The organism is Paenibacillus sp. FSL H8-0332 (assembly GCF_037963835.1).
Taxonomy (GTDB): Bacteria; Bacillota; Bacilli; order Paenibacillales; family Paenibacillaceae; genus Paenibacillus_AQ; species Paenibacillus_AQ rhizoplanae.
On the sequence record NZ_CP150145.1, the window covers coordinates 3,722,593 to 3,746,518 of the forward strand.

The 23,926-nt window shown below is 52.4% G+C and carries 20 protein-coding genes; 5 read left to right on the top strand and 15 right to left on the bottom strand.

What is annotated here, in order from left to right:
* Positions 1 to 180: 180 nt before the first annotated feature.
* The 8 genes from glp to NST43_RS16075 form a co-directional block, all read right to left on the bottom strand.
* A complete protein-coding gene (glp, locus tag NST43_RS16040) occupies positions 181 to 1,485 on the bottom strand; it encodes a gephyrin-like molybdotransferase Glp (RefSeq protein ID WP_339225281.1) in 1,305 nt (434 codons plus the stop codon).
* Between the two features lie 177 nt (positions 1,486 to 1,662).
* Positions 1,663 to 2,169, bottom strand: coding sequence for a DUF4178 domain-containing protein (locus NST43_RS16045; RefSeq protein WP_209989849.1), 507 nt, complete (start codon positions 2,167 to 2,169; stop codon positions 1,663 to 1,665).
* A 41-nt stretch (positions 2,170 to 2,210) separates the two neighbouring features.
* A complete protein-coding gene (locus tag NST43_RS16050) occupies positions 2,211 to 2,621 on the bottom strand; it encodes a DUF350 domain-containing protein (RefSeq protein ID WP_036695415.1) in 411 nt (136 codons plus the stop codon).
* 126 nt (positions 2,622 to 2,747) lie between these two features.
* A complete protein-coding gene (locus tag NST43_RS16055; RefSeq protein ID WP_209989847.1) occupies positions 2,748 to 3,416 on the bottom strand; it encodes a PspA/IM30 family protein in 669 nt (222 codons plus the stop codon).
* Between the two features lie 68 nt (positions 3,417 to 3,484).
* Entirely contained in the window at positions 3,485 to 3,829 is a 345-nt protein-coding gene (locus NST43_RS16060; protein ID WP_209990232.1) for a hypothetical protein, read from the bottom strand.
* A gap of 94 nt (positions 3,830 to 3,923) precedes the next feature.
* Positions 3,924 to 4,856 carry a dihydroorotate dehydrogenase gene (locus tag NST43_RS16065; RefSeq protein ID WP_339225282.1) on the bottom strand — a complete coding sequence of 311 codons (933 nt, stop codon included), beginning with the start codon at positions 4,854 to 4,856 and terminating at the stop codon, positions 3,924 to 3,926.
* Positions 4,849 to 5,553, bottom strand: a complete 705-nt coding sequence (locus NST43_RS16070; protein WP_209989842.1) for a dihydroorotate dehydrogenase electron transfer subunit — start codon at positions 5,551 to 5,553, stop codon at positions 4,849 to 4,851. The genes NST43_RS16065 and NST43_RS16070 overlap by 8 nt, the downstream gene beginning before the upstream one ends.
* An 86-nt stretch (positions 5,554 to 5,639) precedes the next feature.
* Positions 5,640 to 6,680 (bottom strand): NADH:flavin oxidoreductase/NADH oxidase, encoded by a 1,041-nt coding sequence (locus NST43_RS16075; protein ID WP_339225283.1) that lies wholly within the window; start codon positions 6,678 to 6,680, stop codon positions 5,640 to 5,642.
* 174 nt (positions 6,681 to 6,854) lie between these two features.
* Between NST43_RS16075 and NST43_RS16080 the strand changes: the two genes are divergently transcribed.
* Complete coding sequence (locus tag NST43_RS16080) at positions 6,855 to 7,766, top strand: polysaccharide deacetylase family protein (protein WP_339225284.1); 912 nt, start codon at positions 6,855 to 6,857, stop codon at positions 7,764 to 7,766.
* A 122-nt stretch (positions 7,767 to 7,888) separates the two neighbouring features.
* On the opposite strand, the gene NST43_RS16085 is transcribed toward NST43_RS16080, so the two are convergent.
* The gene (locus NST43_RS16085; protein ID WP_209989836.1) at positions 7,889 to 8,572 is read right to left on the bottom strand and encodes a 3D domain-containing protein; all 684 of its coding nucleotides are present in this window, start codon (positions 8,570 to 8,572) and stop codon (positions 7,889 to 7,891) included.
* Between the two features lie 299 nt (positions 8,573 to 8,871).
* Here NST43_RS16085 and ppk1 point away from each other — a divergent pair, with 299 nt between their 5' ends.
* On the top strand, positions 8,872 to 10,992 hold the full coding sequence (ppk1, locus tag NST43_RS16090) for a polyphosphate kinase 1 (RefSeq protein WP_209989833.1): 2,121 nt from the start codon (positions 8,872 to 8,874) through the stop codon (positions 10,990 to 10,992).
* Here ppk1 and NST43_RS16095 read toward each other — a convergent pair.
* The 4 genes from NST43_RS16095 to NST43_RS16110 form a co-directional block, all read right to left on the bottom strand.
* On the bottom strand, positions 10,940 to 12,466 hold the full coding sequence (locus NST43_RS16095; protein ID WP_209989830.1) for a Ppx/GppA phosphatase family protein: 1,527 nt from the start codon (positions 12,464 to 12,466) through the stop codon (positions 10,940 to 10,942). The two genes, ppk1 and NST43_RS16095, sit on opposite strands and share 53 nt — an antisense overlap.
* 108 nt (positions 12,467 to 12,574) lie before the next feature.
* Positions 12,575 to 13,297, bottom strand: coding sequence for an amino acid ABC transporter ATP-binding protein (locus NST43_RS16100; protein WP_209989828.1), 723 nt, complete (start codon positions 13,295 to 13,297; stop codon positions 12,575 to 12,577).
* The gene (locus NST43_RS16105; protein ID WP_339225285.1) at positions 13,284 to 13,943 is read right to left on the bottom strand and encodes an amino acid ABC transporter permease; all 660 of its coding nucleotides are present in this window, start codon (positions 13,941 to 13,943) and stop codon (positions 13,284 to 13,286) included. The genes NST43_RS16100 and NST43_RS16105 overlap by 14 nt, the downstream gene beginning before the upstream one ends.
* Before the next feature lie 137 nt (positions 13,944 to 14,080).
* The gene (locus NST43_RS16110) at positions 14,081 to 14,905 is read right to left on the bottom strand and encodes a transporter substrate-binding domain-containing protein (RefSeq protein WP_209989823.1); all 825 of its coding nucleotides are present in this window, start codon (positions 14,903 to 14,905) and stop codon (positions 14,081 to 14,083) included.
* A 234-nt stretch (positions 14,906 to 15,139) separates the two neighbouring features.
* Here NST43_RS16110 and NST43_RS16115 point away from each other — a divergent pair, with 234 nt between their 5' ends.
* The gene (locus NST43_RS16115) at positions 15,140 to 16,894 is read left to right on the top strand and encodes an alpha-glycosidase (RefSeq protein ID WP_339225286.1); all 1,755 of its coding nucleotides are present in this window, start codon (positions 15,140 to 15,142) and stop codon (positions 16,892 to 16,894) included.
* 240 nt (positions 16,895 to 17,134) lie between these two features.
* Positions 17,135 to 18,397, top strand: coding sequence for an IS110 family transposase (locus NST43_RS16120; RefSeq protein ID WP_339220483.1), 1,263 nt, complete (start codon positions 17,135 to 17,137; stop codon positions 18,395 to 18,397).
* A gap of 528 nt (positions 18,398 to 18,925) precedes the next feature.
* On the opposite strand, the gene glgA is transcribed toward NST43_RS16120, so the two are convergent.
* On the bottom strand, positions 18,926 to 20,362 hold the full coding sequence (gene glgA, locus NST43_RS16125) for a glycogen synthase GlgA (protein ID WP_339225287.1): 1,437 nt from the start codon (positions 20,360 to 20,362) through the stop codon (positions 18,926 to 18,928).
* Between the two features lie 47 nt (positions 20,363 to 20,409).
* Positions 20,410 to 22,326, bottom strand: coding sequence for a 1,4-alpha-glucan branching protein GlgB (gene glgB / locus NST43_RS16130; protein ID WP_339225288.1), 1,917 nt, complete (start codon positions 22,324 to 22,326; stop codon positions 20,410 to 20,412).
* Between the two features lie 215 nt (positions 22,327 to 22,541).
* On the opposite strand from glgB, the gene NST43_RS16135 reads away from it, so the two are divergent.
* Positions 22,542 to 23,765: a glucose-1-phosphate adenylyltransferase gene (locus NST43_RS16135; RefSeq protein WP_339225289.1), complete on the top strand. Its 1,224-nt coding sequence runs from the start codon at positions 22,542 to 22,544 to the stop codon at positions 23,763 to 23,765.
* Positions 23,766 to 23,926: the final 161 nt, after the last annotated feature.

Here is a 23,926-nt window from a genome sequence, read left to right on the forward strand (position 1 = left end):
GTCCTACGGTCCCAATATTCCTTGATCTTCTACTTAATTTTCTAATAGTTGATTTTTATCAATTGTTGTTGTGAATTTTTCATATGTTGAAATTTAATAATTAATATTAATTAGTTGTACAGGCTACAATTAGATGATGAAATCCATCCATCCATTGTCGCATCTCACTTTTAACTGAATTCACCCTCTGATCTCACCCGGCAGCTTCAGCACGGTTACCTTGTCCCCGGCAGACAATTGTCCGCTGTCCGGCGGGATGACGATCAGACAGTCGCTGTCTTTGATCGTAACCGTAACGGATGACTCGTCCACAGCGGCTGGATAAGCATAGAGCACTGCTTGGCGGATCTCCAAGCGGGCGCGGACATAACGGGTGAAGCTGTTCGCCCGCTTATAATCCACACCCAGCACCGCTGTCCACTCCGGCAGATACGGCTGGGCCGCACCCTGCATCAGCCCGATGACCGGACGGGCAAACAGTTGGAATCCTACGAAGCAGGCGCCCGGATTGCCGGATAAGGCAAGCAGGATGCTCCCGCCGCGAACGGCTGCCGTAGTGACGCTGCCTGGGCGCATGGCTATTTTATTGAACAGCATCTCTCCGCTCTGCTCACGGACCAGATCCCCCATAATATCATAATCCCCGACCGATACGCCGCCGGTAGTAATCACCAGATCATAGCTCTCCAGTGCCATCTGTACCTTACTGCGGGCCAGCTCCAGATCATCGATGATCGCACCCAGCATCACCGGCTCTCCGCCTGCCTCCCGGATAAGCGCCTCCAGCATGGGAGAGTTGCTGTTACGGATTTTGCCCGGAACTAATGGCTCGTCCACCTCCAGCAGTTCAGTCCCGGTAGCGAAGACCGCCACCTTCGGTCTGCGGCGGACAGGAACCTCCGGCACCCCGAGCGCTGCCAGAACAGCAATTTCGCCAGCGCCGATTAGAGCCCCTTCAGGAAGCACTGGATCACCTGTACTAAGCTCCAGCCCGCAAGGGGTAATATGTTGACCCGTCTCTTGCGGCTTGCGGATACCGACATAAGTGACTCCGCCCTCCATCCGGCTCTCCGTAGCCTCCATCATAATTACGGTGTCTGCGCCGCTCGGAATCTGTGCTCCCGTCATAATGCGCGCAGCGGTGCCAGCCGTAATCTCTCTTGAGGCTACTGCGCCGCAGGGTATGACATCGACGACTTCAAGCCACACTGTGTAAGGGTCTCCTGCCGCTAAAGTATCTGCCGCAATCACGGCGAAGCCGTCCATACTGGAGCGGTCAAATGCCGGAAAGGGATGTGGTGCATGGGCAGACTCAGCCAGATAACGCCCGCTGCTGAGATGCAGAGGTACAGCTTCCTGCGCAAGCAGCGCAGCATAAGGCATTAGCCTGCCTTGAGCCTCTGTAACTTGAAGCGCTGCGCGCTGAAATTTATCATTACTGTATTCGTTGTTATATTCCTTGTTATGATGCTCTCGGTTAGTCACTGTTGAATTCACTCCTTCTGCTTCTCCGGTAGATTGCTGCTCATTAAACCAATTACGCCCTATTCTAACATGAAGGCATAACAAAAGGGATGCACAGGCCTGTAACAAGCGCATGCATCCCTTATTCAATCCCGATTCTATTCAGCTGTCAGCAACTCCGCCCTGCTCCAGCTCAGCTTAAGACGCGCGGATCACTCTCACATCAGCTGAAAGGATGCTTTCACCCTCATAGAGCATGAACCGTCCATTCTGCCATTCCACACGCAGGAGCCGCGAATCATCCGACTGGTATTGCCAGACATGCTGCTCCCCGCCGTTCATATAAGGCGTCTGCCCGGTAACGGCGGCATACCCTTCATATTCTTCCTCCAGATAAAAGGTCCGGTCATCCAGCTCCAGGGTAGCCGGGACCTCGGAGGGACTATCCAGACGCCCGTCTATCGGGTGATACAATCTGTATTGCAGCTCTTCCCGCTCTTCTATATATAGATAGGCGATCCGGCTCCCGTCTCGCAGCGTCAGTACAACAGCATTACGGCCGCTCGTCTTCGTCCGGCCCGTCACTTCATAGGTGACCAGGGAGACCTCACAGATATCCCCGGGAGACAGGGTCAGCATGCTTGCGGGCGCTTTAGGCGCCTCCGGCTTCGAGAACAGATTGCCGATTCTTTTCCAAAGACCCAAAGCCATCATCCTCCTACAGATTGGTAAGCTAATCCTTCTTCTTATCCGCGAATAAAGGCGGCAATAATCAATGCTCCCGTCACATGCAGCGAGCCTGCCATCAGGCCGTAGCCGACCTTGCCAAGCTGGGTGCCATGATCCAGTTCAAGGTTCCCCCACCGGCTCAGAAGCTGCTCTACCGTCTTCTCCAGCACAAATAACAAGACAAAAGATACTATAGAGACGATAAGGGCGGTCCCGAGCCGGTTCGCCGCAGCAATGGATGCCGATAAAATATAGCCTTGTGACAGCAGCTTCAACACCAGCCGGGTAGTCACGGCCATATTCCCTGCCTTCAGCTCTTCCATATCATTATAACGGGTAAACAGCGAATCCACGAGCATCAGCACACACAGCAGTACTGCGCCGCTGACCGTCCATACTACCATGGACACCAGGGTATCGAAATCCATTACTCCAGCCCCCGCTTGTTCATATTTCCTAACAGGTAAGACAAACATAAAGCGAAGGAGAAACCGCTGGTTCTGTCTCCCCTTCGCCTGTGGACAATTGCCTGAAGTCCGGCTTATGCCAATATGTTATTGTTTCTCGTATTGCTTCATCAGCGCAGCCAGCTCATCTTCAACCGCCTGGTCTTTGCCCAGCTTCTCGAACTCATCATCCAGCGATTTGTTGCCCGAGCTCATCTCGTTGCTGGCTTCTGCCTGTGCTTCGGCCTGCAGCATCTTGTCTTCCATCCGTTTGAGTCCGGCAGAAGCAGAGTCGGAGCTGAAGCCGCTCATTGCTTTGTTGATTTCGGTCTGCGCCTTCGCAGCATTGTAACGGGCAACGAGTGTCTCCCGCTTGTTTTTCATCTGGGTAAGCTGTTTGCGCATTTCGTCAAGCTTGCCGCGCAGGTTGTCTGCGGAAGCCTTGTTCTGGTCGAAGCTGGCCTTGTACTCCACAAGCTTGGCTTCTGCTGATTTCTTCTCTTCTAGAGCACGGCGGGCCAAATCAACATTACCTGCCCCGGCAGCCGCATGGGCTTGCTGATTACGCTTATTCACTAACGCTTCCTGTTCTTCGTACAACTGTTTGAATTTCTTCTCAATAGCGATCTGGGCAGCTACCGCTTTCTCAGCATCCTCCAGATCCTCCGTCATGTCACGAATGTACTGGTCGGTCATTTTAACCGGATCTTCTGCTTTATCAATAATCGCATTCACATTGGACATGGTCAGATCACGCAATCTTTTAAATATAGACATCGTTCATTCCTCCAAAATATAAGTTAGTGGTTCAATGGTATCTATTACGCAGGGAGAAGGGGATCGTTTCAAAAATTTGTTTCAGCCTTCTGTACTAAATATTGCTCCACCTTATCATTCACAATGTTCACGACCGCAAGGATGCCCTCTGTGCTCAGATCGTCATAGTGAATGCCCATCACAACCGTGACTGTCCGGTTCAATGCGGCAGCGGCCTTCAGCGCAATGGCTTCACTGATCGTATGCTCCTTATGATGGGGAACGGCAGAGGTCATCACCCGCGCGAGGTCTCCGTCCATGTACGCCGTGCTTGCCGCACCGATATGGCGCACTCCCCCGGTAATCAGCAGCAGCAGATCACGGCCCACCTCTGTCTCGGACAGCACAATATCGTCAGGATGCACCGGATTCATTGTCAAGCAGAACTCCCCCTCCCTTTATATTAACCATAGGCTGTAGAGATCTCTCACTCTGCGGCAAAAAGATCATTGTAAACCGGCTTGCTGCCTATACAATACCACGGATCTCATCCAGTGAGGAAATATTCTCTTCCTTCATAAATTGCTGCAATTCTAGAGCAAGCGTGCTGCCCGCCCGCAAATTCATGAAGTTATAGGTTCCAACCTGTATTACAGTCGCTCCGGCCATAATAAATTCAATAATATCTGTAGCCGAAGTGATGCCGCCCATACCGATCACCGGAATAGTTACCCTGCGGGATACCTGATGCACCATACGCAGAGCCACCGGCTTAATCGCTGGTCCCGACAGTCCCGCATAGAGGTTATTGAACACACTGCGGCGGCGGCGGACATCAATCTTCATCCCTGAGATCGTGTTGATCAGAGATACGGCGTCCGCGCCCTCTGCTTCGCACATCACAGCCATTTCTGCGATATCCTCGGCATTCGGCGACAGCTTCACGGCCAGCGGCAGACTTGTAGCCGCCCGTACCGCACGGACCACTTCCTGGGCTGCCGGAGTCTTCACGCCAAAAGCGATCCCGCCCTCCTTCACGTTCGGGCAGGAGATATTCAGCTCAATCATATCCACGGCCGGATTTCCGGCCAGTTGCCGGGCATCCGCATCCCGCTGGATCAGCTCCGCACCCAGTACGTAATCCGCCAGCGTGTTGCCGCCCAGATTCACAATACGTGCAGTATCCAGCGTCTCCCAATAGGGCAGCTCCTTGGCCAGAAAAGCCTCTACTCCCGGATTCTCAAGCCCTACGCTGTTCAGCATGCCGGAAGGCGTCTCATAGACGCGGATTCCGGGATTACCGGCTTTGGCGTGAAGCGTAAGCCCCTTGCCGGAGATACCGCCCAGCAGGGACACATCATATAACCGGCCATACTCACGGCCGAAGCCGAAGGTGCCGGAAGCCATCACAATCGGGTTCTTGAAGGATACACCGGCAATCGTTGCAGTTGTATTAATCATGGAACAATACCTCCTCAGCCAGGAAAACAGGACCGTCTGCGCAGGCTTTGCGTTGCCCGTCCTTGCAGGAGACGCTGCAGACCAGACAGGCTCCGATTCCGCAGGCCATCCGGTTCTCCAGTGACAGATAGACGTCGGGGCGCTTACCCGCAGTGTCTGCGGCTATGCCCTTGAGCTGTGCCGCCTTCAGCATCGGATGCGGGCCGCAGACGAAGATATGGTCATACGCAGAGAAATCCACGCTGTCCAGAATCAGTCCGCCTACATCAACGGTCAGCTCAGCAGCCAGAGGACGGAAGGCTTCGGTACGGAAAGACTCGCGGCTGAAGCCGAGATAGATATCGCTTCCCGGAAGCTTCTGCGCACAATAATAAAGCGGAGCAATTCCGATCCCCCCGCCCACTAACGCTACCTTTCCTTCTACCTGCGGGAAGCCGGTACCGAACGGTCCCTCCAGCTCCAGCGGATCGCCCGGATTCAGTCCGGCAAGGATCTCTGTACCTTCGCCCACTACGTGATACAAGAATTCAACACCGTTATCATTCACCTGATGTATGCTAAGGGGTCTTGACAGCAGCGGATAGGCTCCCCATGCCCGTAGCATGTAGAACTGACCCATCTCCCCGCTGTTCCCCCCTTCAACTACCAGGTGGTATACTCCTTCAGCCAGCCGCTCATTACTAATCACCGTCGCCACGTTATCAAGCTCCTTCAAATTTAATCTTATTAACCATGCCTTAGAAGGAACTTAAAATCTGTGACATTATTCACAATTACAGCCCTCTATTTCTTGTTCCAGATTCCGCGCACATAAGGTGCAGGCAGATCAGACGAATCAATCCCACCCAGCGCCTCAGCAGCATGAAGTGCCCAGTACGGATCACTTAGCAGGCCTCTGCCTACAGCTACAAGCTCTGCCTTCGCTTCCGTAATTACCGCCTGCGCTTCTTCATATGACTCCAGACGCCCTACAGCGATAACAGGGACCTGTAATCCACTGCGTATGTATTCGGCAAGCCCCACCTGATAAGCCGGTCCTGCATTCGGGCCGCCATTCGAGCCTATCGGCCCCTCTCCGCCCGAGGATACATGGAACAGGTCTACGCCTGCCTCCTTGTAGCGACGGCAGAATTCCAGCGCATAAGCTTCATCATAACCGTCCTCCACATATTCCTTGGCGGAGACCCGCATGATTAGCGGCATCTCAGCCGGGAGCACCTCACGCACTGCCTTCACTACCTGTTCCCCGAACAGGATGGGGTCTTGGCCATATTCATCATCCCGGACATTGGAGAGCGGGGAATGAAACTGGTGAATGAGGTATCCATGGGCTCCATGCAGCTCTACGGTATCGAATCCCGCTTCAATTGCGCGCCGCGCCGCTTCCCGGAAGGCGATAATCAGTTCCGCAATCTCTTCACGGCTAAGCGCCTTAGGCACTGCATAGGTGTCATCGAACGGGATGGCCGAAGGTGCAACCGGCGGAGCGGCATCGACGGCCTTGCGGCCGGCATGTCCGAGCTGGATGGCAACCTTAGCTCCATGGGCATGAACGGCATCCGTCAGCCGCTTGAACACCGGAATCTGCCCGTCCTCCCAGATCCCGGTGTCCCGGTTCGTAATCCGTCCATCGGGGTGAACTCCGCTCATCTCTACAATAATGAAGCCTGTCCCTCCGACAGCCCGGCTGACATAATGCACATAATGCCAGTCTGTGGGAATCCCGTCCTGCTTCTCAACTGCATACTGGCACATGGGCGGCATGACCACCCGGTTCTTCAGGGTCAGAGCCTTCAATTCATAAGGTGCAAACAAATCAGTCATTCTTGTCGCCATCCTTCCCGTATCTAACATCTATTTCAGTATACAACGATTTGTAGATGTGATAAATCTTTGAATGCTCTGCTGCCTGTACGGCATAAATTCACGGCTGCTTGGAAATAACAATCCTTATATTCTAAAATAACCGGACCCGTGGTTGGAGGAGGCATCGTTCCGATGAAACTGGCAACATTCCGCCGCATTGTGCTGCTCATATCCGTTATTGTCCTGGGTCTGCCCGTCACTTCACCGGCTGCAGAGCTTGTGTCAGCCGCCTCCGCTGCACCAGCAGGAGCGCCTGCGCCAATGCCAGTGCCCGTACAAGAGATCCTGACACCTTCCCTGACACAAGCTTCTATTGAAGAGGAAACGGCGGTGCCTGCCGGATCAGCAGCCTCCCAGTCTTCAGTAAGGCGCCATAAAAAGAACAAAGGCCTCTCCCTCAGCCAATTGCTGCGCAAATACCCGGAGACCCTCAAGACGCAGGGTCCCCGCCGTAAAATGATCGCTCTCACCTTCGATGATGTGCCTGATCCGCGATTCACACCGCAGCTCCTGGATGTGTTGCGCAAATATAAAGTCAAAGCCACCTTCTTCGTGGTCGGCAGCCGTGCGGAGAAGCACCCTGCCCTGGTGGCGCGGATGATCCGCGAAGGCCATGCCATCGGCAACCACTCCTATAATCACCCCCAGTTCAGCAAGCTGAGTATGAATGCCTTCCGCATCCAGATTATCCGGACGGAGAATATTCTGCAGCTGCTTGCCGGCTACAAGCCGAAGCTGATTCGTCCGCCGTATGGCGACATCAACGAGCCGCAGCTGAAGTGGGCGAAAGCGCATGGCTATAAGCTGGTGAACTGGAACGTCGACTCGCTCGACTGGAGAGGACTGTCCAAAAATCAAGTCAAGCATAACATCCTCTCCCGGGCCGGCAGAGGGGCCATCATCCTTCAGCACGGGGGCGGCGGCAGGGGCAGTAACCTGCAGGGTACGCTGCAGGCGCTTCCCGAGATCATCGGGAGTCTGCGTAAGCGCGGGTACAGCTTCGTGACGGTTCCCCAGATGCTCCAGGTCAGCAAGAGCAAATAATCGCTTGGTAAGCAGGGGCATTCTACAAAAAAAGGAAACAAAACCGGCGGAAGCAGCCTGGTCTTGTTTCCTTTTCATTAATACCTGTTACGCTTGCAGTGGTGCAACTTATCATTATCGGTTTATTCAATAATATATAGATGTACATACTGATAACCAAAATCGGCCACAAAGCTCTGGCTGCCCGGAATGAAGATATCTATCCGGTTACCCTTGATTGCACTCCCCTTATCAGTTGCGGTAGCCACGAAGGCTTCCTTCGGCAGGCCCGGATGGGTATAGCCGGTTACGAGTACCTTCGTGCCCAGCGGAATCACGCTAGGATCAACGGCGATCGTCCCCAGCTTAAGCGTATTGCCGAAATAATCGACCGCGCCCCACTTGCCATTCTCGCTGGCTGCGGAGGAATACGCGGAAGCCTTGACCTGCAGCACTTTGGCATAATTGAATTCTTTGCCCCAGGCTTGAACGGTGTTGGTTGCCTGCTGTACATTTAGAGCTGGAGCTTCTGCAGCCTCTACAGCTTCAACCGCTGCTGCCGTAGTATTGGCTACTGCGACAGTCTTGGCTTGAACATTGCCAGGAACGGTGAACTTCAGCCCGGGATAGATATTAAGCGCAGAAATCTGCGGATTTGCATTCATAAGCTCTTCAACGCTTATGCCATAATGATTGGATAGCGTATAATAGGTAGTAGCCTCTCCAGCAATATGTACGCTGTCGGCTTGAGCGGGAGCTGCGTGAAGCAAGGTGCCGAGTCCCAGTACAGCCGCCAGGGCGGTGATGGCTCTGATCTTGAATTTCATGAATAGCCTCCTTCATTGGTGATGCCCGTTTGTAAACTAACAGTAATGAATATATCACAACTTTGTAACCATTGGCTATGTTTTTGTGGCAATTGGAAATAATTATCCCTAATACAGCGTTATCAGGGATGTAATTATTACATATTCTTAATCATTATGAAGGGCTTCAGCAGAAATATGCCATGTTTCCTGAATATTCGCAAAAATTTTACACAGTTTTAACATTTCTCGCTTAAGCAAATAGTAGAATGAAAGAATATGATTATCTTAAGTAGACATGAAGCAACCTTGGAGGGTCCATGAACGTGAATACAGATGAGAAAAAAATCAACACCATTAGTCCTGCAACAGCCTATCTTAACCGTGACTTAAGCTGGATCGAATTCAACCGCCGGGTGCTCAGCGAGGCACAGGACCCGGAGAATCCGCTGATTGAGCGGGCTAAATTCTTGGCCATTGTGTCCAGTAACCTGGATGAGTTCATCAGTGTGCGGGTAGCGGGCATCCAGGATCAGATCCGGGCGGGGTATACCAAAAAAGATTTCACCGGCTACACCCCCTCCGGTCTCTACAAACGCCTCAGCAAACGGGTCAGCAAAATTGTCGCCGACCAATACCGCGCATTCAAGGATATTTCACGCAGTCTTCATAAAGAGGGCATTGTTTTTGTTGATTATGAGGACTTAACGCCTGCCCAGGAGCTGTCAATAGAGGAATACTACCGTGATATTATTTTCCCTGTGCTGACCCCGATGGCAGTAGACCAGAGCCGTCCGTTTCCGCTGGTTCACAGCCAGTTCATCTATCTTGCAGTGGTGCTGACACGCAAGAACAGCCAGGAGGAAGATCCGTATTTCGCTATTCTGCAAATACCGTCCAATCTGCCGCGCTGCATTCCCTTGCCGCACCGCTCTAACAGCAAGAAACGGCAATTCGTCTTCATTGAAGATGTGATCCGCCATCATATTCAGACCTTATTCAGCGGTTATGATCCTGTAGCCGTCAATGAATTCCGCCTGACCCGCAACTCCGACCTGACGATTGATGAAGAAGGCGCGGAGGATCTGCTGGAGGAGATTGAGAAGGAGCTCCGCAAACGCCGCCGCGGCATCCCTGCCCGTCTGGAAGTGCAGAAAGGCATTCATCCCTATGCGCTGGAGCAGCTTCAGGCTGAATTCGAGCTGGAGGACTTCATGTTTGAGATTGAAGGCCCGCTCGATCTCGGCTTCCTGCGCAGCTTCGCCAGCAGCCTGAAGGGCTTCTCCTATCTGAATTATCCACCTGTCGAGCCGCTGTATCCGGCGGAATTCGAGGAGAATGAAGATTTCTTCGAGGTGCTCAGTGAACGCGATGTGCTGGTCTATCATCCTTATGAATCCTTCGATGCCATGGCGGATTTCATTATCCAGGCCTCCGAGGATGAGCAGGTAATGGCCATTAAGATGACGCTATACCGGGTCAGCGGGAAGTCTCCGCTCATTGCGGCCCTCGCCAATGCTGCCGAATCCGGCAAGCAGGTTACGGTGGTCGTGGAGCTGAAGGCCCGCTTCGACGAGGAACGTAACATCGCCTGGGCGCGTAAGCTGGAGCAATCCGGCTGCCATGTCGTCTACGGCTTGGTCGGTCTCAAAACCCATGCCAAGGTAACGCTGATCGTCCGCCAGGAAGGCTCTGAGCTGCGCCGGTATGTTCATGTGGGAACAGGCAATTATAATGACAGCACGGCCAAAGCCTATACTGACCTCAGCCTGTTCACCGCTAATCATGAGATCGGGCTGGATGCCTCAGAGCTGTTCAATCAGATGACGGGCTACTCCGCCAACTACAACTGGAACTCCTTCATCGTTGCACCGACCAATATGAGTCTGTCGCTGCAGAAGCTGATTCTGCGCGAAGCTGATCATGCCGCCGCAGGCCGGCCTGCACGGATTATCGCCAAGATGAACTCCCTGTCGAACCAGGAGGTTATAGATTATCTCTACAGCGCGGCTCAGGCAGGAGTATCCATCGACCTGATCGTCCGGGGAGTCTGCTGCCTGCGTCCGGGAATTGAAGGCCTCAGTGAACGCATTACGGTGCGCAGCATTGTGGACCGCTTCCTGGAGCATTCACGCATCTATTACTTCGAGAACGGCGGCGATCCCGAGGTCTACTTGTCCAGTGCCGACTGGATGACACGTAACCTGACCCGGCGGATCGAGCTGATGTGTCCGGTGAAGGATAGCGGTATCCGCGATCAGATTGTCAAGATTCTGGATCTGTCGCTGATGGATAATGTCAAATCCAGCTTCCTTCAGCCGAACGGATATTATGAACGGATCGACGACAAAAAGGCCCCGCTCCGGAGCCAGTTCGCCGCTATGGATGTTACCCGCTGGAAGGGAAGCCGAGCTTTACCTTCACCGACCAAGCATTCCTGAAGGCTTTGAGCGCATTCTCAATGTCCTCCAGGCCGATAAGCACCTGTCCGCCCTGAAGCTCCAGATCCAGCGTATGATTATGCAGACGGGACTTCAGCCCGCTGACAATGCCGATCTCGGTGCTGTCCAGCGCGATGCTTAACTGCACTAATGTACCCAGCTTATGAATCCATTCCTCGTCGGAAGGCAGCAAAATGTCCTTATGTATCAGGGACAATTTCTGCTTCCGGCTTTTTGTGCTGTAGGAAGCAATGTACGCGCTAAGAATCAGCTGGCGGTGGGTCAGTCCGCGGATGGGTGAATTCATGAGCCAGTAATGCGTGTGCCGCTTGGATTGATAGTAGTTAATGTTAGAGCCTGTCCGGTGCAGCATAATCGCTACATAGACCAGCATCTCATGCTCCGCCCGGTCCCCTTCCCGCTCAAAGGCTCCCAGCAGGCTCAGCGCCAGCTTGTTGATATGATCCAGGTGACGCTTCGAGGTGCGGATATCAAAGCGGATAATGGTGTCCAGGCTGTATTCCAGCGCGCTGTCACGCACCGGCTGCTCCGGCTCCAGCAGATCATGCAGCATGCCTTCACGCAGGCCTTCTCCGCTGATCAGTGCCCGGCTGGCCCCAATGTAATGATAGACGGTATGGAAAATAATCAGCCCGGACACGATGATATCCGCCCGGCTTTTGGACAGCCCGTCCAGGTCCTTGCGCTTCTCAAACGGAGTAGCGGGCAAAACCTCCATGAACCGTTCGATCGCCTCATTCTCCAGGACATAGCCATGGGAATTAGGCAGCGAATAATCCCGGTTCCTCTGATCCAGCTTAGCCATTGACCGCAGTGTTCCCCCCAGCCCGTACAGCGGAAGCCCTGTGCCCGTCGTAAGCCAGTCATGCTCTACCAGCCTGCCGGTTACATATAATTGCAGCTTGCGGATCTGCTCCGCATTCCAGTTGCCGCCCTGGCTGAACATCTGATTCGTATTGACCGCACCGAACGGGAACGAGATGCTCTGCTGATAACGCCGTCCGCGGAATAAGGTGACCTCGGTACTGCCCCCTCCAATATCAATCACGAAGCCATCCTGAACGTCAAAAGCATTGATCACCCCAAGGAAGCCGAAATACGCCTCCTGATATCCGCTGACCACTTCAATCTGGATGGATGAAGCCTCCGACAGATAGCTGATGATCTCCGCTGAGTTCGCTGCATTACGGATGGCGGCGGTGGCGCCTGCGCGGATTTTATCCACCTCAAAATCTTCACAAATCTCCTTAAATTGCTGAAGAACAGGTATGATCGTATTCATATCCTTCTTCTCCAGCCTGCCTTCCTTCGTAATCTTCTCGCTCAATCGGGCAGAGTACTTACATTCCTTGATGATTTTGTAGCCGCCTGCCTGTGTTGTATCATAAATTACAAGTCGTATGGAGTTGGAACCAATATCAATAATGCCGATCCGGCAAAGATCATCTCTCATCTGTATGTACTCCTTTTCATGTAGATTGATCATTTGTATACTATATCACCCATTGTGCACTCCGCCAAAATAAAATAACCCCATATGATGGGGTTATTAGCCAGCCTTCTATAATACTTTGCTGAGAAAATCGCGCGTGCGGGCATGCTTGGGCTTGCCGAACACCTCTGCCGGTGTCCCCTGCTCCACAATCACTCCGCCGTCCATGAATAGGATACGGTCCCCCACTTCACGGGCGAAGCCCATCTCGTGCGTTACAATCACCATGGTCATGCCATTCACGGCCAGCTGCTTCATAACCTCCAGCACTTCACCGACCATCTCCGGGTCCAGCGCCGAGGTCGGCTCGTCGAACAGCATGACATGCGGCTGCATAGCCAGCGCCCGGGCAATCGCAATCCGCTGCTTCTGTCCGCCGGAGAGCTGGGCCGGATAAGCATTGCGTTTATCTTCAAGGCCTACAGTACGCAGCAGCTCCATCGCGAACTTCTCCGCCTCAGCAGCCTGCTGCTTCTTCACCTTGAGCGGGGCGAGCATAATGTTCTGCAGCACGGATTTATGCGGGAACAGGTTGAATTGCTGGAACACCATGCCCATTTTCTCGCGGGTCACGTTGATGTCATGCCGCTTCGCGGTAATGGATTGACCCTCGAAGCTGATCTCGCCGCCTGTAGGCTGCTCCAGCAGGTTCAGACAGCGTAAAAAGGTGCTTTTGCCCGATCCGCTGGGGCCGATGACGACAACGACCTCGCCCTTGTGAATATTCAGATCAATGCCCTTCAGGATCTCCAGCTTCCCAAAGCTCTTCCGCAGATTCTTAACCTCGATCATCCGTGTTCAGCCTCCGTTCCAATATACCCAGCAGCTTGGATAGTGTGAATGTCAGTACGAAATACATGATTGCAATGATAACATAGGGAGTTAGACCCTCATACGTAATCGTTGTAATGGTCTTAGCCTGAAAGAACAGGTCTGCAACCCCGATCATAGACACGATTGAAGATTCTTTGATGATGGTAATAAATTCGTTACCGATGGCCGGCAGCACGTTCTTAATTGCCTGTGGCAGCACAATGTAGCGCAGCGTCATCCCCTGCTTCATGCCGAGTGAACGCGCCGCTTCAACCTGACCGCGGTCCACACCCTGAATGCCTGCGCGGAAAATCTCCGCCAGATAAGCAGAACTGTTGATGGTTAATGTAATCGCACCGGATTGAATGGGCGTAAACTCAAGTCCAAGCTCCGTCAACCCGTAGTGAATCAGAAACAATTGCACCAGCATCGGCGTTCCGCGTAAGAATTCCACCCATGCGGTAGCGATAAAGCGCAGAATTCTCCATTTGGACATCCGCAGGAGCGAAACCAGGATGCCTAGTACGAAACCGAAGAATACCCCCAGCACCGCCAGCAACAGTGTGTACTTCAGACCGGATAAGAATAAATTGCGGTACTCATAAGCCATATCGAATCCATTCATTGCTCTCAAACCCTCCTCTTCTCAAAAAAATAGAAAACGGCGGATCACCGCCATTTTCTGCATGGTAGAGCATGATCCCGCAGCCAGCTGCGGGTCTATACTTGATCTCTGCTAACCGTTATACACGGGTTCGCGTGTTATTTGCTCTCAGCAAGCTCGCTGGCTGCCGCTACAAATTCATCAATCTTGCCTTCGGAGTTCAGGCGGCCGAGTGTCTTATTCACTTGATCGAGCAGCTCGGTGTTACCCTTCTTCACACCGATGACATAGCCGTCATCTTCAACCTCCGGCTTGGCATCGGTGATCACGAGGCCCTTGACGTTCTTCACAAAGGACTTGGCAACCGGTCCTTCCATGATGGAAGCATCCACCCGGTTCGACTGCAGCTGCAGGACGATTTCGGAGATTTTGCTAAGGGAAGTCAGCTGTGCGCCTTCGATGCCCTTGGCGATATCCTCCTGGATGGAACCGGTCTGAATTCCGATCTTGGCGCCCTTCAGTGCGTCCATGTTAGCGAATTTGTCCTTGTCGGCTTCACGCACTACGACAGCCTGCTCCGCCTTGTAGTAGATGTCCGAGAGACCTACAGCCTCAGCGCGTTCCGGTGTCGGGCTAAGTCCCGAGATCACCATATCGATCCGGCCGCTTGCCAGCTCATTCAGCAAAGAGTCGAACGGAAGATCCTTAACCTCCAGCTCCTGGCCCAAATCAGCGGCGATCTCCTTGGCAATCTCGATATCGAAACCAACAATCGTATCCGTACCTTCAACCATCTTGTGGAATTCATATGGAGGAAAGTCTGCGCTTGTACCCATAATCAGCTTCTTGGCCGGCGCCTCCGTGCTTGCAGCACCGCCATTTCCGCTTGCTGCGGTATTGTTCTTATCGTTATTGGAGCCGCATCCGGCCAAGAGTCCTGCTGCCAGCAGCAGTCCCATAGAAAGTTTACCCCATTTGTTCATTTGTCCCGTCTCCCCTGTTCTATTTAGTTTCTCTCTACGATTCCGTCCCATTGACCGATTTATTATAAATCACTTCGCATGAATATGCAAAGACAATTTTGTGACAAAAACCTGTTACGGCGACAAAAAAATGCACATCCTAAGAAGGTGGTATATAATACTATCTACTATAGATTATCTCCAATTGCCGCACGAATCATTACAGCTTCCACCCAACTTACAGGAGGTGCTACTATGCTGCTTGAAGCGATGTACCATGTTCCCCGTGACAAATGGGCCTATGCCTATGATACTGAAACGATTCATCTGCGTGTGCGCACCAAACGTGATGATGTGGACTACGTAGTCGCCCTTACCTGCGACAAGTATGATTGGCAGCATACCTCTTATGACATTATCATGGAGAAGGCCGCCTCCGATGACAAATTCGACTACTGGGAAGCGGCAGTCCGGCCCAAATATAAGCGGCTTAGCTATACTTTTCGCGTGAGTAAGGGTATGGAGACGGTCTATCTGCTTGATAACGGTATTCGCTCTGAGTGTCCTCCGCCGCCGAATCACTTCTACGAATTTCCCTATATCCACGGGATCGACTTGTTTCGGGTTCCTCCCTGGGCAAAGGATGCCGTGTTCTACCAGATCATGACCGAGCGTTTCGCGAATGGCAATCCCCTGATTAATCCGGAAGGCACGCAGCCCTGGGGCGGCAAGCCCGAGCTGAATAATTTCTTCGGCGGCGACCTTCAGGGCGTGCTGGACCATCTGGATGATCTGCAGGAGCTGGGCGTCAACGCCCTCTACTTCACGCCGCTGTTCGTCTCCCCTTCCAACCATAAATATGACATTGTGGATTACCGGAGAGTCGACCCGCATTTCGGCGATAATGAGCTGCTGAAGCAGGTCATCGAGGAATGCCACAGACGGGGCCTGCGCGTCATGCTTGACGCGGTGTTTAACCATTGCAGCGACCAGTTCCCGCCCTTCCAGGATGTTCTGGCCAAAGGGGAGTATTCAGTCTACCGGGACTGGTTCCATGTGAACTCTTTTCCGGCTGAGATTGTGGACGGTATTCCCACCTATGACACGTTCGGCTTCTACAGCAATATGCCGAAATTCAACACCGCCAATCATGAAGTAAAATCTTATCTGCTGGAGGTGGCCGAATACTGGATCAAGGAGATCAAGGTGGACGGCTGGCGGCTGGATGTGGCCAATGAAGTGGACCATCACTTCTGGCGTGATTTCCGCAAGGTGGTCAAAGCCGCGAACCCGGATGCCTACATTGTCGGTGAGGTGTGGAGCGACTCCTTAACCTGGCTGCTCGGCGACCAGTTCGATTCGGTGATGAACTATCCCTTCTCGGGGACAGTGCTCGAATTCTTCAATGGCGGGATGGACGGCATCACCTTCGGCCACCGGATCGGCAGCCTGCTTATGCGTTATCCGCAGCAAACGAACGAAGTGGTCTTCAATCTGCTGGGCAGCCACGACACCCCCCGCCTGCTCACCGTGCTTGGTGAAGACAAAAGGAAGCTGAAGCTGACGGTCGTGTTCCTGTTCACCTTCATGGGCACTCCCTGCATCTATTACGGCGATGAGATTGGCCTGACGGGCTACGAGGACCCGGATTGCCGCAAATGTATGGAATGGGATCAGGGCAAGCAGGACCGCGAGCTGTATGACTTTTACCGGATGATGATTAATCTGCGCAAGGAGAATAAGGCGCTTCGTGAAGGCCGCTTCCGGATTCTTCAGGCCTATGAGCATGACCCGTGCATCGTCTATGAGCGTGCAGATGAGCTGATCCACTTCACGGTCTGGATGAACAATTCTCCGCAGCCCCGCACGCTCAGCCACCCGATGGAGACCAGTGACTGGCTGGATGCGCTCACCGGTGAAGCGGTAGTCCCCGAACGCGGAATGATGAACGTGACGCTGGAGCCGTACGGGTACCGGATTCTGTTCCGGCATATTGTGGAGGAGGGATGAATAAGACACATTTAAGTTTTGAACACGATGCATGGTCGTCACTGCGGTGAACATTTGGACTTCCGGCCGCTGTTGTCTGCAGATTTCTTTGATTTTAGACCGCTGTTGGCGGGTGGAAATCCGGAGACAAAGCATTCCTGTATCCCCTTAAATTTGGGCTTTGAAATTTAACGAGCACCTCCTTATGATAAATGGTGTCCACGACGACAACCAATCATCTATAAGGAAGGTGCTCTTACTATGAAGTTTAAACAATCGGCCCAACAAAATCAACGCATTGAACGTATTACCCCTCATCATCTTATTGTGGGGATCGACATCGCCAAATTCACTCATGTCGCTCGTGCCACCGACTACCGAGGCATCGAACGTGGAGCCTATCTTTCCTTTTCCAATGATCAGGAGGGGTTTGAAAAGCTGTTTCAGTGGATGCAGGCGCTCCAGATCCAATTTCACAAAACCGATGTCATTTTCGGTGTGGAGCCCACCGGTCACTACTGGTTCAATCTGGCGCTCTGGCTTCAAGAGAAGCAGCTCGAACTCGTTCTCGTCAACCCTTTTCAGGTGAAACGCAATAAAGAAAACCGGGACAACTCCCCAACGAAAAATGACGTCAAGGATGCCTTAGTGATTGCCGACATGGTCAAGAATGGCTACTACAGCGACCTATACCTGCACACGGGACCGTTTCAGGCGCTTCGGCAACTGGTCAACACCAGAGACTACATTTCCAAACAAGCTTCCAGTATAGTCAACCAAATCTACCGCTGGACTGACATCTACTTCCCTGAGTTCCAGCAGGTCTTTAAAGACATCACTTCGAAGACCGCTCTGGCAACGTTAGCCGAATTTGCTCACCCTTCCGATCTTTGCACCTTGTCGGTTCAAGAGGTCATTGTAGGGTGGAAGAAGCGTTTAAAACGTGCCGGTAGCCACAAAGTCGCCGTCGCTCTCCTCCACGCGGCACAACGAACGGTAGGCAGCCCAGAGTCCGTCGAAGAAGCTAAATTGAGTCTATCGATGCTTTTACAGCAACTACAGTTATTTCACGACCAAATGGAGCTACTGAAGGAGAAGATTCATCACATCCTTCAAACCATTCCCGCGACGAAGAGCTTGCGATCGATTAAAGGGATCCATGACATTACCTTGGCGGCGTTATACAGTGAAGCAGGTGACTTCAGCCGCTTTGCCCACGGCAACCAATTACTTCGTTTAGCTGGTTTACATCTGTCGGAGAACAGCTCAGGCATCTACAAAGGCCAAGTGAAAATTACGAAGCGAGGGCGACCTGGACTGCGAAAAATTCTCTTTATCGCCGTATTTCAGATGGTCTCCGTCAATCCGGAATTTCGGGCACTTCATCAGCATAACAAACGAGTGAAACACATGACTGGCATGAAGTCCATCATGAAGCTGTGCGGGAAGCTCGCACGCATGCTTGTAGCGATGTCCAAGAAGGGTTCCGACTATGATGTGTGCAAGGTAAACTCTGCAGCCTAAGACCGAAAGTATTCACTTGCCAACTGGCTCATTCGCAGGATTCATCATGAAGCATGAGTACCGTTACGACCGCCTAAAGGGCTCAGACCCGTGGACAAAGCACTGACGGACTCCATCTCCTTGATAGGTGTAACGAAGGAATGTAAGGGCATCGACCCGTTGAGACATGGGAGGGTAAACCACAAGGTTAAAGATGGAGCATGCAAATAAAGGGATTTAATGGGAATTGTCTTGTGTCCCCTTATTTGGTTATGCCCGTACCGCCACCTTAACCCCCACCCGCTCTGCTTCGTTACTGCATTTGTATTCATAACGAATGAAATCCTGCGAATTAGCGAGCTAGCGTAAGAAAACTGAATCATAAGGAGGGAGGCGGTCGCTACCGCTCCTCCAGTTCCAAATTTCCCCTCCGCTCCTTTTGCTTTTTGTTATTTAATGCTTCTTATTTAGTTGAAAAAACGTCAAAAAGGCATCCCTTAGTTCATGATGAACTGAGGGGTGCCTTTTAACCTCTAAACCCTATTGTATCTATTCCTCAGCAGCAACAGTAATCTGGTTATAAATATCAATATACTGCTGAGCGGATACGTTCCAGCTGTAGTCGCCGGAGAATGCGTTTTTGGTTACTTTTTTCCAGTGCTCGGGCTTGTGGTAGAACGAAACTGCACGGCGGAGCGTATACATCATATCATGGGCGTTATAGTCCTTGAACGTGAAGCCGTTGCCTTCTCCGGTCTCCTCTTTGTATGCCTGCACGGTATCGTTAAGCCCGCCTGTCTCACGGACCACCGGAATGCTGCCGTAACGCAGCGCCAGAAGCTGGCTGATGCCGCAAGGCTCGAATTTGGACGGCATCAGGAACATGTCGCTGGCAGCATAGATTTTGCGGGACAAGGCATCACTGAAGGTAATCTGTGACGACAGCTTGGTCGGATAACGCCACTGTGCCTCACGGAACCAGCGTTCGTAGACCTCATCCCCCGTCCCGAGCAGCACGAACTGAATGTCATCGTAGTACAGCAGCTCATCCATCACGCGGGTCAATAAATCCAGTCCTTTGGAATCCACCAGACGCGTAACCATAGCTACCATAGGAATATACGGTGCCACCGGCAGTCCAAGCTCTTGCTGGAGTCCCAGCTTGTTCTCGGCTTTTTTGGCCAGGTTGGAGCGGTACTTGGTGAAGATTGCATTGTCACTGGACGGATTATAGCTCTTGGTATCAATGCCGTTAACAATACCGCTCAGCGCGTCAGAGCGCGCAGTAAGGAGACCATCGAGACCATACCCGTAATACGGGGTCCGAATCTCATCGGCATAGGTTGGGCTGACGGTGGTGACATGGTCACTGTAGACAATTCCGCCCTTCATATAATTCACATTCCCGAAATACTCGACGCCCAGGAAATAGCTGTCATCCAGACCAAGCAGCTCACCGAGTACCGTATACGGGAAGACTCCCTGGTACAGGAGATTATGTATGGTGAATACCGTACGCATCTCACTGTAGAACGGATTATGCCGGTAATGCGCCTGCAGCAGCAGCGGAACAACCGCAGCATGCCAGTCATGGCAATGGATCACATCCGGCTGGAAGCTAATGGCCGGCAGGCATTCCAGCACCGCCCGGTTGAAGTAAGCGAACCGCTCCCCGTCATCCATGTAGCCATAAATCCCGTCACGGCCGAAGTAATACTCATTGTCAACGAAATAGACGGGAATCCCTTCAAACACGACCTTTTCGATCCCGCAATACTGATTGCGCCAGCCAATCGGGACCTCCAGTGTAGCGACATGCTCCATCTGTGCGGAATACTTCTCAGGAATCCCTTTGTATTTAGGCAAAATCACCCGGACATCGACTCCAGCTGCTTTGAGGGCCTTCGGCAAGGCGCCGATGACATCGGCCAGCCCGCCTGTTTTGATAAATGGATGGGCTTCCGCCGCGGCAAATAGTACTTTCATTCCATTCTCCCCCTTAGGATAGTAGCTTATTCGGACATTTCCTGCCCTTAAACGGTCTTGCGGCCTGTCTTCTTAAGCACCAGGAAGCCAAGCGGCGGCAGGGTCAGCTCCACACTATTCACCTGATTATGCCACTCGGTCTTGGTGCTCTTCAGCGGCTCATTATGGAAGCCTGATCCGCCGTATTCGAGGGTCTCCGAGCTGAATAATTCCTCATATACGCCCGGACGCGGCACGCCGATACGGTAATGACGGCGCTCTACCGGCTGGAAGTTGATGATAATCAGCAGCGTGTCCACCGGACGTTTGCCTCTACGGATATAGGATACGATACTCTGACCGCTGTCATCCGCATCGATCCACTGGTAGCCCTCCAGGTCATGATCCAGCTCCCACAACGCTTTCTCAGCAAGGTATAGCTTATTGAGCGCAGCCGTATAGGCCAGCATCCGCTGGTGGCTCTCATAATCCAGCAGCAGCCAGTCGAGCTGCTCCTGATCCTTCCATTCAATGAATTGTCCGAACTCTCCGCCCATGAACAGCAGCTTCTTGCCCGGATGGCTCATCTGATACCCGAGAAGCTGGCGCAGACCGGCGAATTTCTGCTCATAGGACCCGGGCATTTTGTCCAGCAGTGATTTCTTGCCGTGCACCACCTCGTCATGTGACAGCGGCAACGCATAGTTCTCGGCATAAGCATAGCATATCGGGAAGGTCAACAAATTATGATGATAAGGGCGCGAATCGAAATCACGTTCTATGTAGCCCAAGGTGTCATTCATCCAGCCCATATTCCATTTGTAGTTGAAGCCCAGGCCCCCTTCATGCACCGGCGAAGTTACGCCCGGCCAGGCACTGGATTCTTCCGCCATCATGAGCGCCTTCGGATAATACTGGAAGATCGTCTGGTTGAGCTGCTGAATGAACCGGATGGCTTCCAGATTCTCCAGCCCGCCATGCTCATTCGTCCGGTACTGATGGTGTTCCTTCTCGAAATCAAGCCGCAGCATACTCGTAACCGCATCCACACGCATGCCGTCAATATGATACTTCTCGAACCAAAACAGCGCATTAGAGATCAGGTACGACGAGATTTCCGGCTTGCTGAAGTCAAAGGACAAGGTACCCCAGCCCGGCTTCTCCGCCAGCATCGGATCGGCATACTCATACAGCGGCGAACCGTCGAACAAGCGCAGACCATGGGCATCCTTGGCAAAATGAGCCGGAACCCAGTCCAGAATGACCCCGATGCCTGCCTGATGCAGCTGATCGATCAGATACATTAGATCCTGCGGTTCCCCGAAACGGCTGGTAGCCGCAAAATAACCGGTTCCCTGGTAGCCCCAGGATAAATCATAAGGATGTTCCGCAAGCGGCATAAACTCCACATGGGTATAGCTCATTTCGCTCAGGTAAGGAATCAGCAGACTGCTGATCTCTCTATAAGTATAGAGCTCGCCGTCCTCCTTCTGCCGCCAGGTGCCCAGATGCATCTCATAGATGTTCATCGGTGCCTGATAAGGTCCCTTGCTCTTCCGGCGCCAGGCGGCATCCCCCCATTTGTAGCCGTCCAGGTCAGCCACGACAGATGCTGTTGCCGGACGGACTTCTGCCTTGAAGGCGTAGGGGTCTGCCTTGAGGAAGCTTGTCCCATCCGCCCCTATAATCCTGTATTTGTAAAAAGTTCCCGGCTCTATACCCGGGAAAAAACGACTCCAAAATCCTGAATCGGGTATCTTATATAACGTATCAAGTTCGGTATTTCCATCCCAGCTGTTATGATCACCAGCCAGTCCTACATATGCCGCATGAGGAGCCCACACGGTAAAGCGAACACCGGCTTGCCCTTCTTGGACGGCAATGTGCGCGCCAAGCATCGTATAGCTGCGATAATTCGTGCCTTCATGGAACAGATAAATATCTTCAGATGACGGGAGGTTTACTGTCTTTGATAAATCGGCCAAATCATCACCACCTTTGTATATAGGATGCACCTTTTACATTACCCGAATATGCAGCATTTGAAAATGATTTTGCGAGTGAATCCGCCGATTTCTGAATAAAGAAAATGTTTATGTAATTTTTCTTGATACACAGCAATATAATTCCCCTATGCCGTTTCAAGAGCCCAAAGCGCGTGTATATTACAAGCATTGACAAAAAAATGGGAGGGATACAAATGAGTAAAAAAGAATGTATTGCCATGCTTCTGGCAGGCGGAGAAGGCCGCAGACTGGCCCCCTTGACTACCAGCATGGCTAAGCCTGCAGTCCCTTTCGGCGGACAGTACAGAATTATTGATTTTCCCCTCAGCAATTGTGTGAATTCCAAGATTGATACCATCGGAGTACTTACTCAGTACGAAGCAGAGTCTTTGCATCAGCATATCGGTGAAGGCGAGCCCTGGGGGCTGCACAGCCACAGTGACCGGGGTGTGAAGCTGCTCCCTTCAGGAGTTGAAGGCAGAGACAGCTATACAGGCACCGCCGATGCTATTTATAAGAATATAGAATATATTGACAGTCAAAATCCGGAGCATGTTCTTATCCTGTCGGGAGACCATATCTATCACATGGATTACCGCAAAATGCTCGATTATCACATCGCCAAGTCCGCGAAAGCCACCATTTCGGTCATGGAGGTCCCTTGGGAGGAAGCTAGCCGCTTCGGTGTGATGAACGTGGATGAGGATTTCAAAATCTCCGAGTTTGCCGAGAAACCAAAGGCTCCGAAGAGCAACCTGGCCTCCATGGGCATCTATCTGTTCGAGTGGGCATACCTCAAGGCTCATTTGGTGCGCGATGCGGCAAATCCGGACTCCGGTCATGATTTCGGTAAAGATGTGATTCCGTCCATGCTGGATGCAAGCGATGAGCTGTTCGCTTACCGCTTCAAGGGCTATTGGAGAGATGTGGGTACGGTCAGCAGCCTCTGGGAAGCACATATGGATCTTCTGCAGACAGAGGATGCCTTCAAGCTCGACAACTCCCGCTGGCCGATGTACAGCCGTGCACAGCGCACCAAGCTGGCCGCGATCAGACCCCGGGTTCAGGCTGCTTCGGCGGATTGCCTGATACACGAGAGCTGCCAGCTCGAAGGCAGCCCGCAGCGCTCTGTCATCTTCGGCGGTGTGGAGATCGGCAAGCAGAGCAGAATCAAGCAGAGCGTGATTATGCCGGGTGCCCGCATTGGGCGCGGTGTGCTGATTGAACATGCCATTATCGGTGAAGGTGCTGTGATCAAGGATGGTGTTGTAATCAAAGGCAGTGCAGATAACATTGTCGTTGTCGGCCCGCATGAGATTGTCGCAGCCAAACCGCTGGTCCGTACCCAGCCTGCCCGCCTGCTTCAGGAGGTCTATGAGAAGGCCGGCCGTCTGCGTGCGGAAGGAATGCCTTCATAACAATAGTTCAGCCCTAAGGGCTGCTACATACAAAGGGATACAGCTCCGGTTCTCCGGACGAAAGCTGTATCCCTTTTGTATAAATATAAGAAATTATAGGTTTCACACGATAACTTATCCTTCTATTTCTCGCTGAAACGGGTGCCGTCCCTGAAAGGACG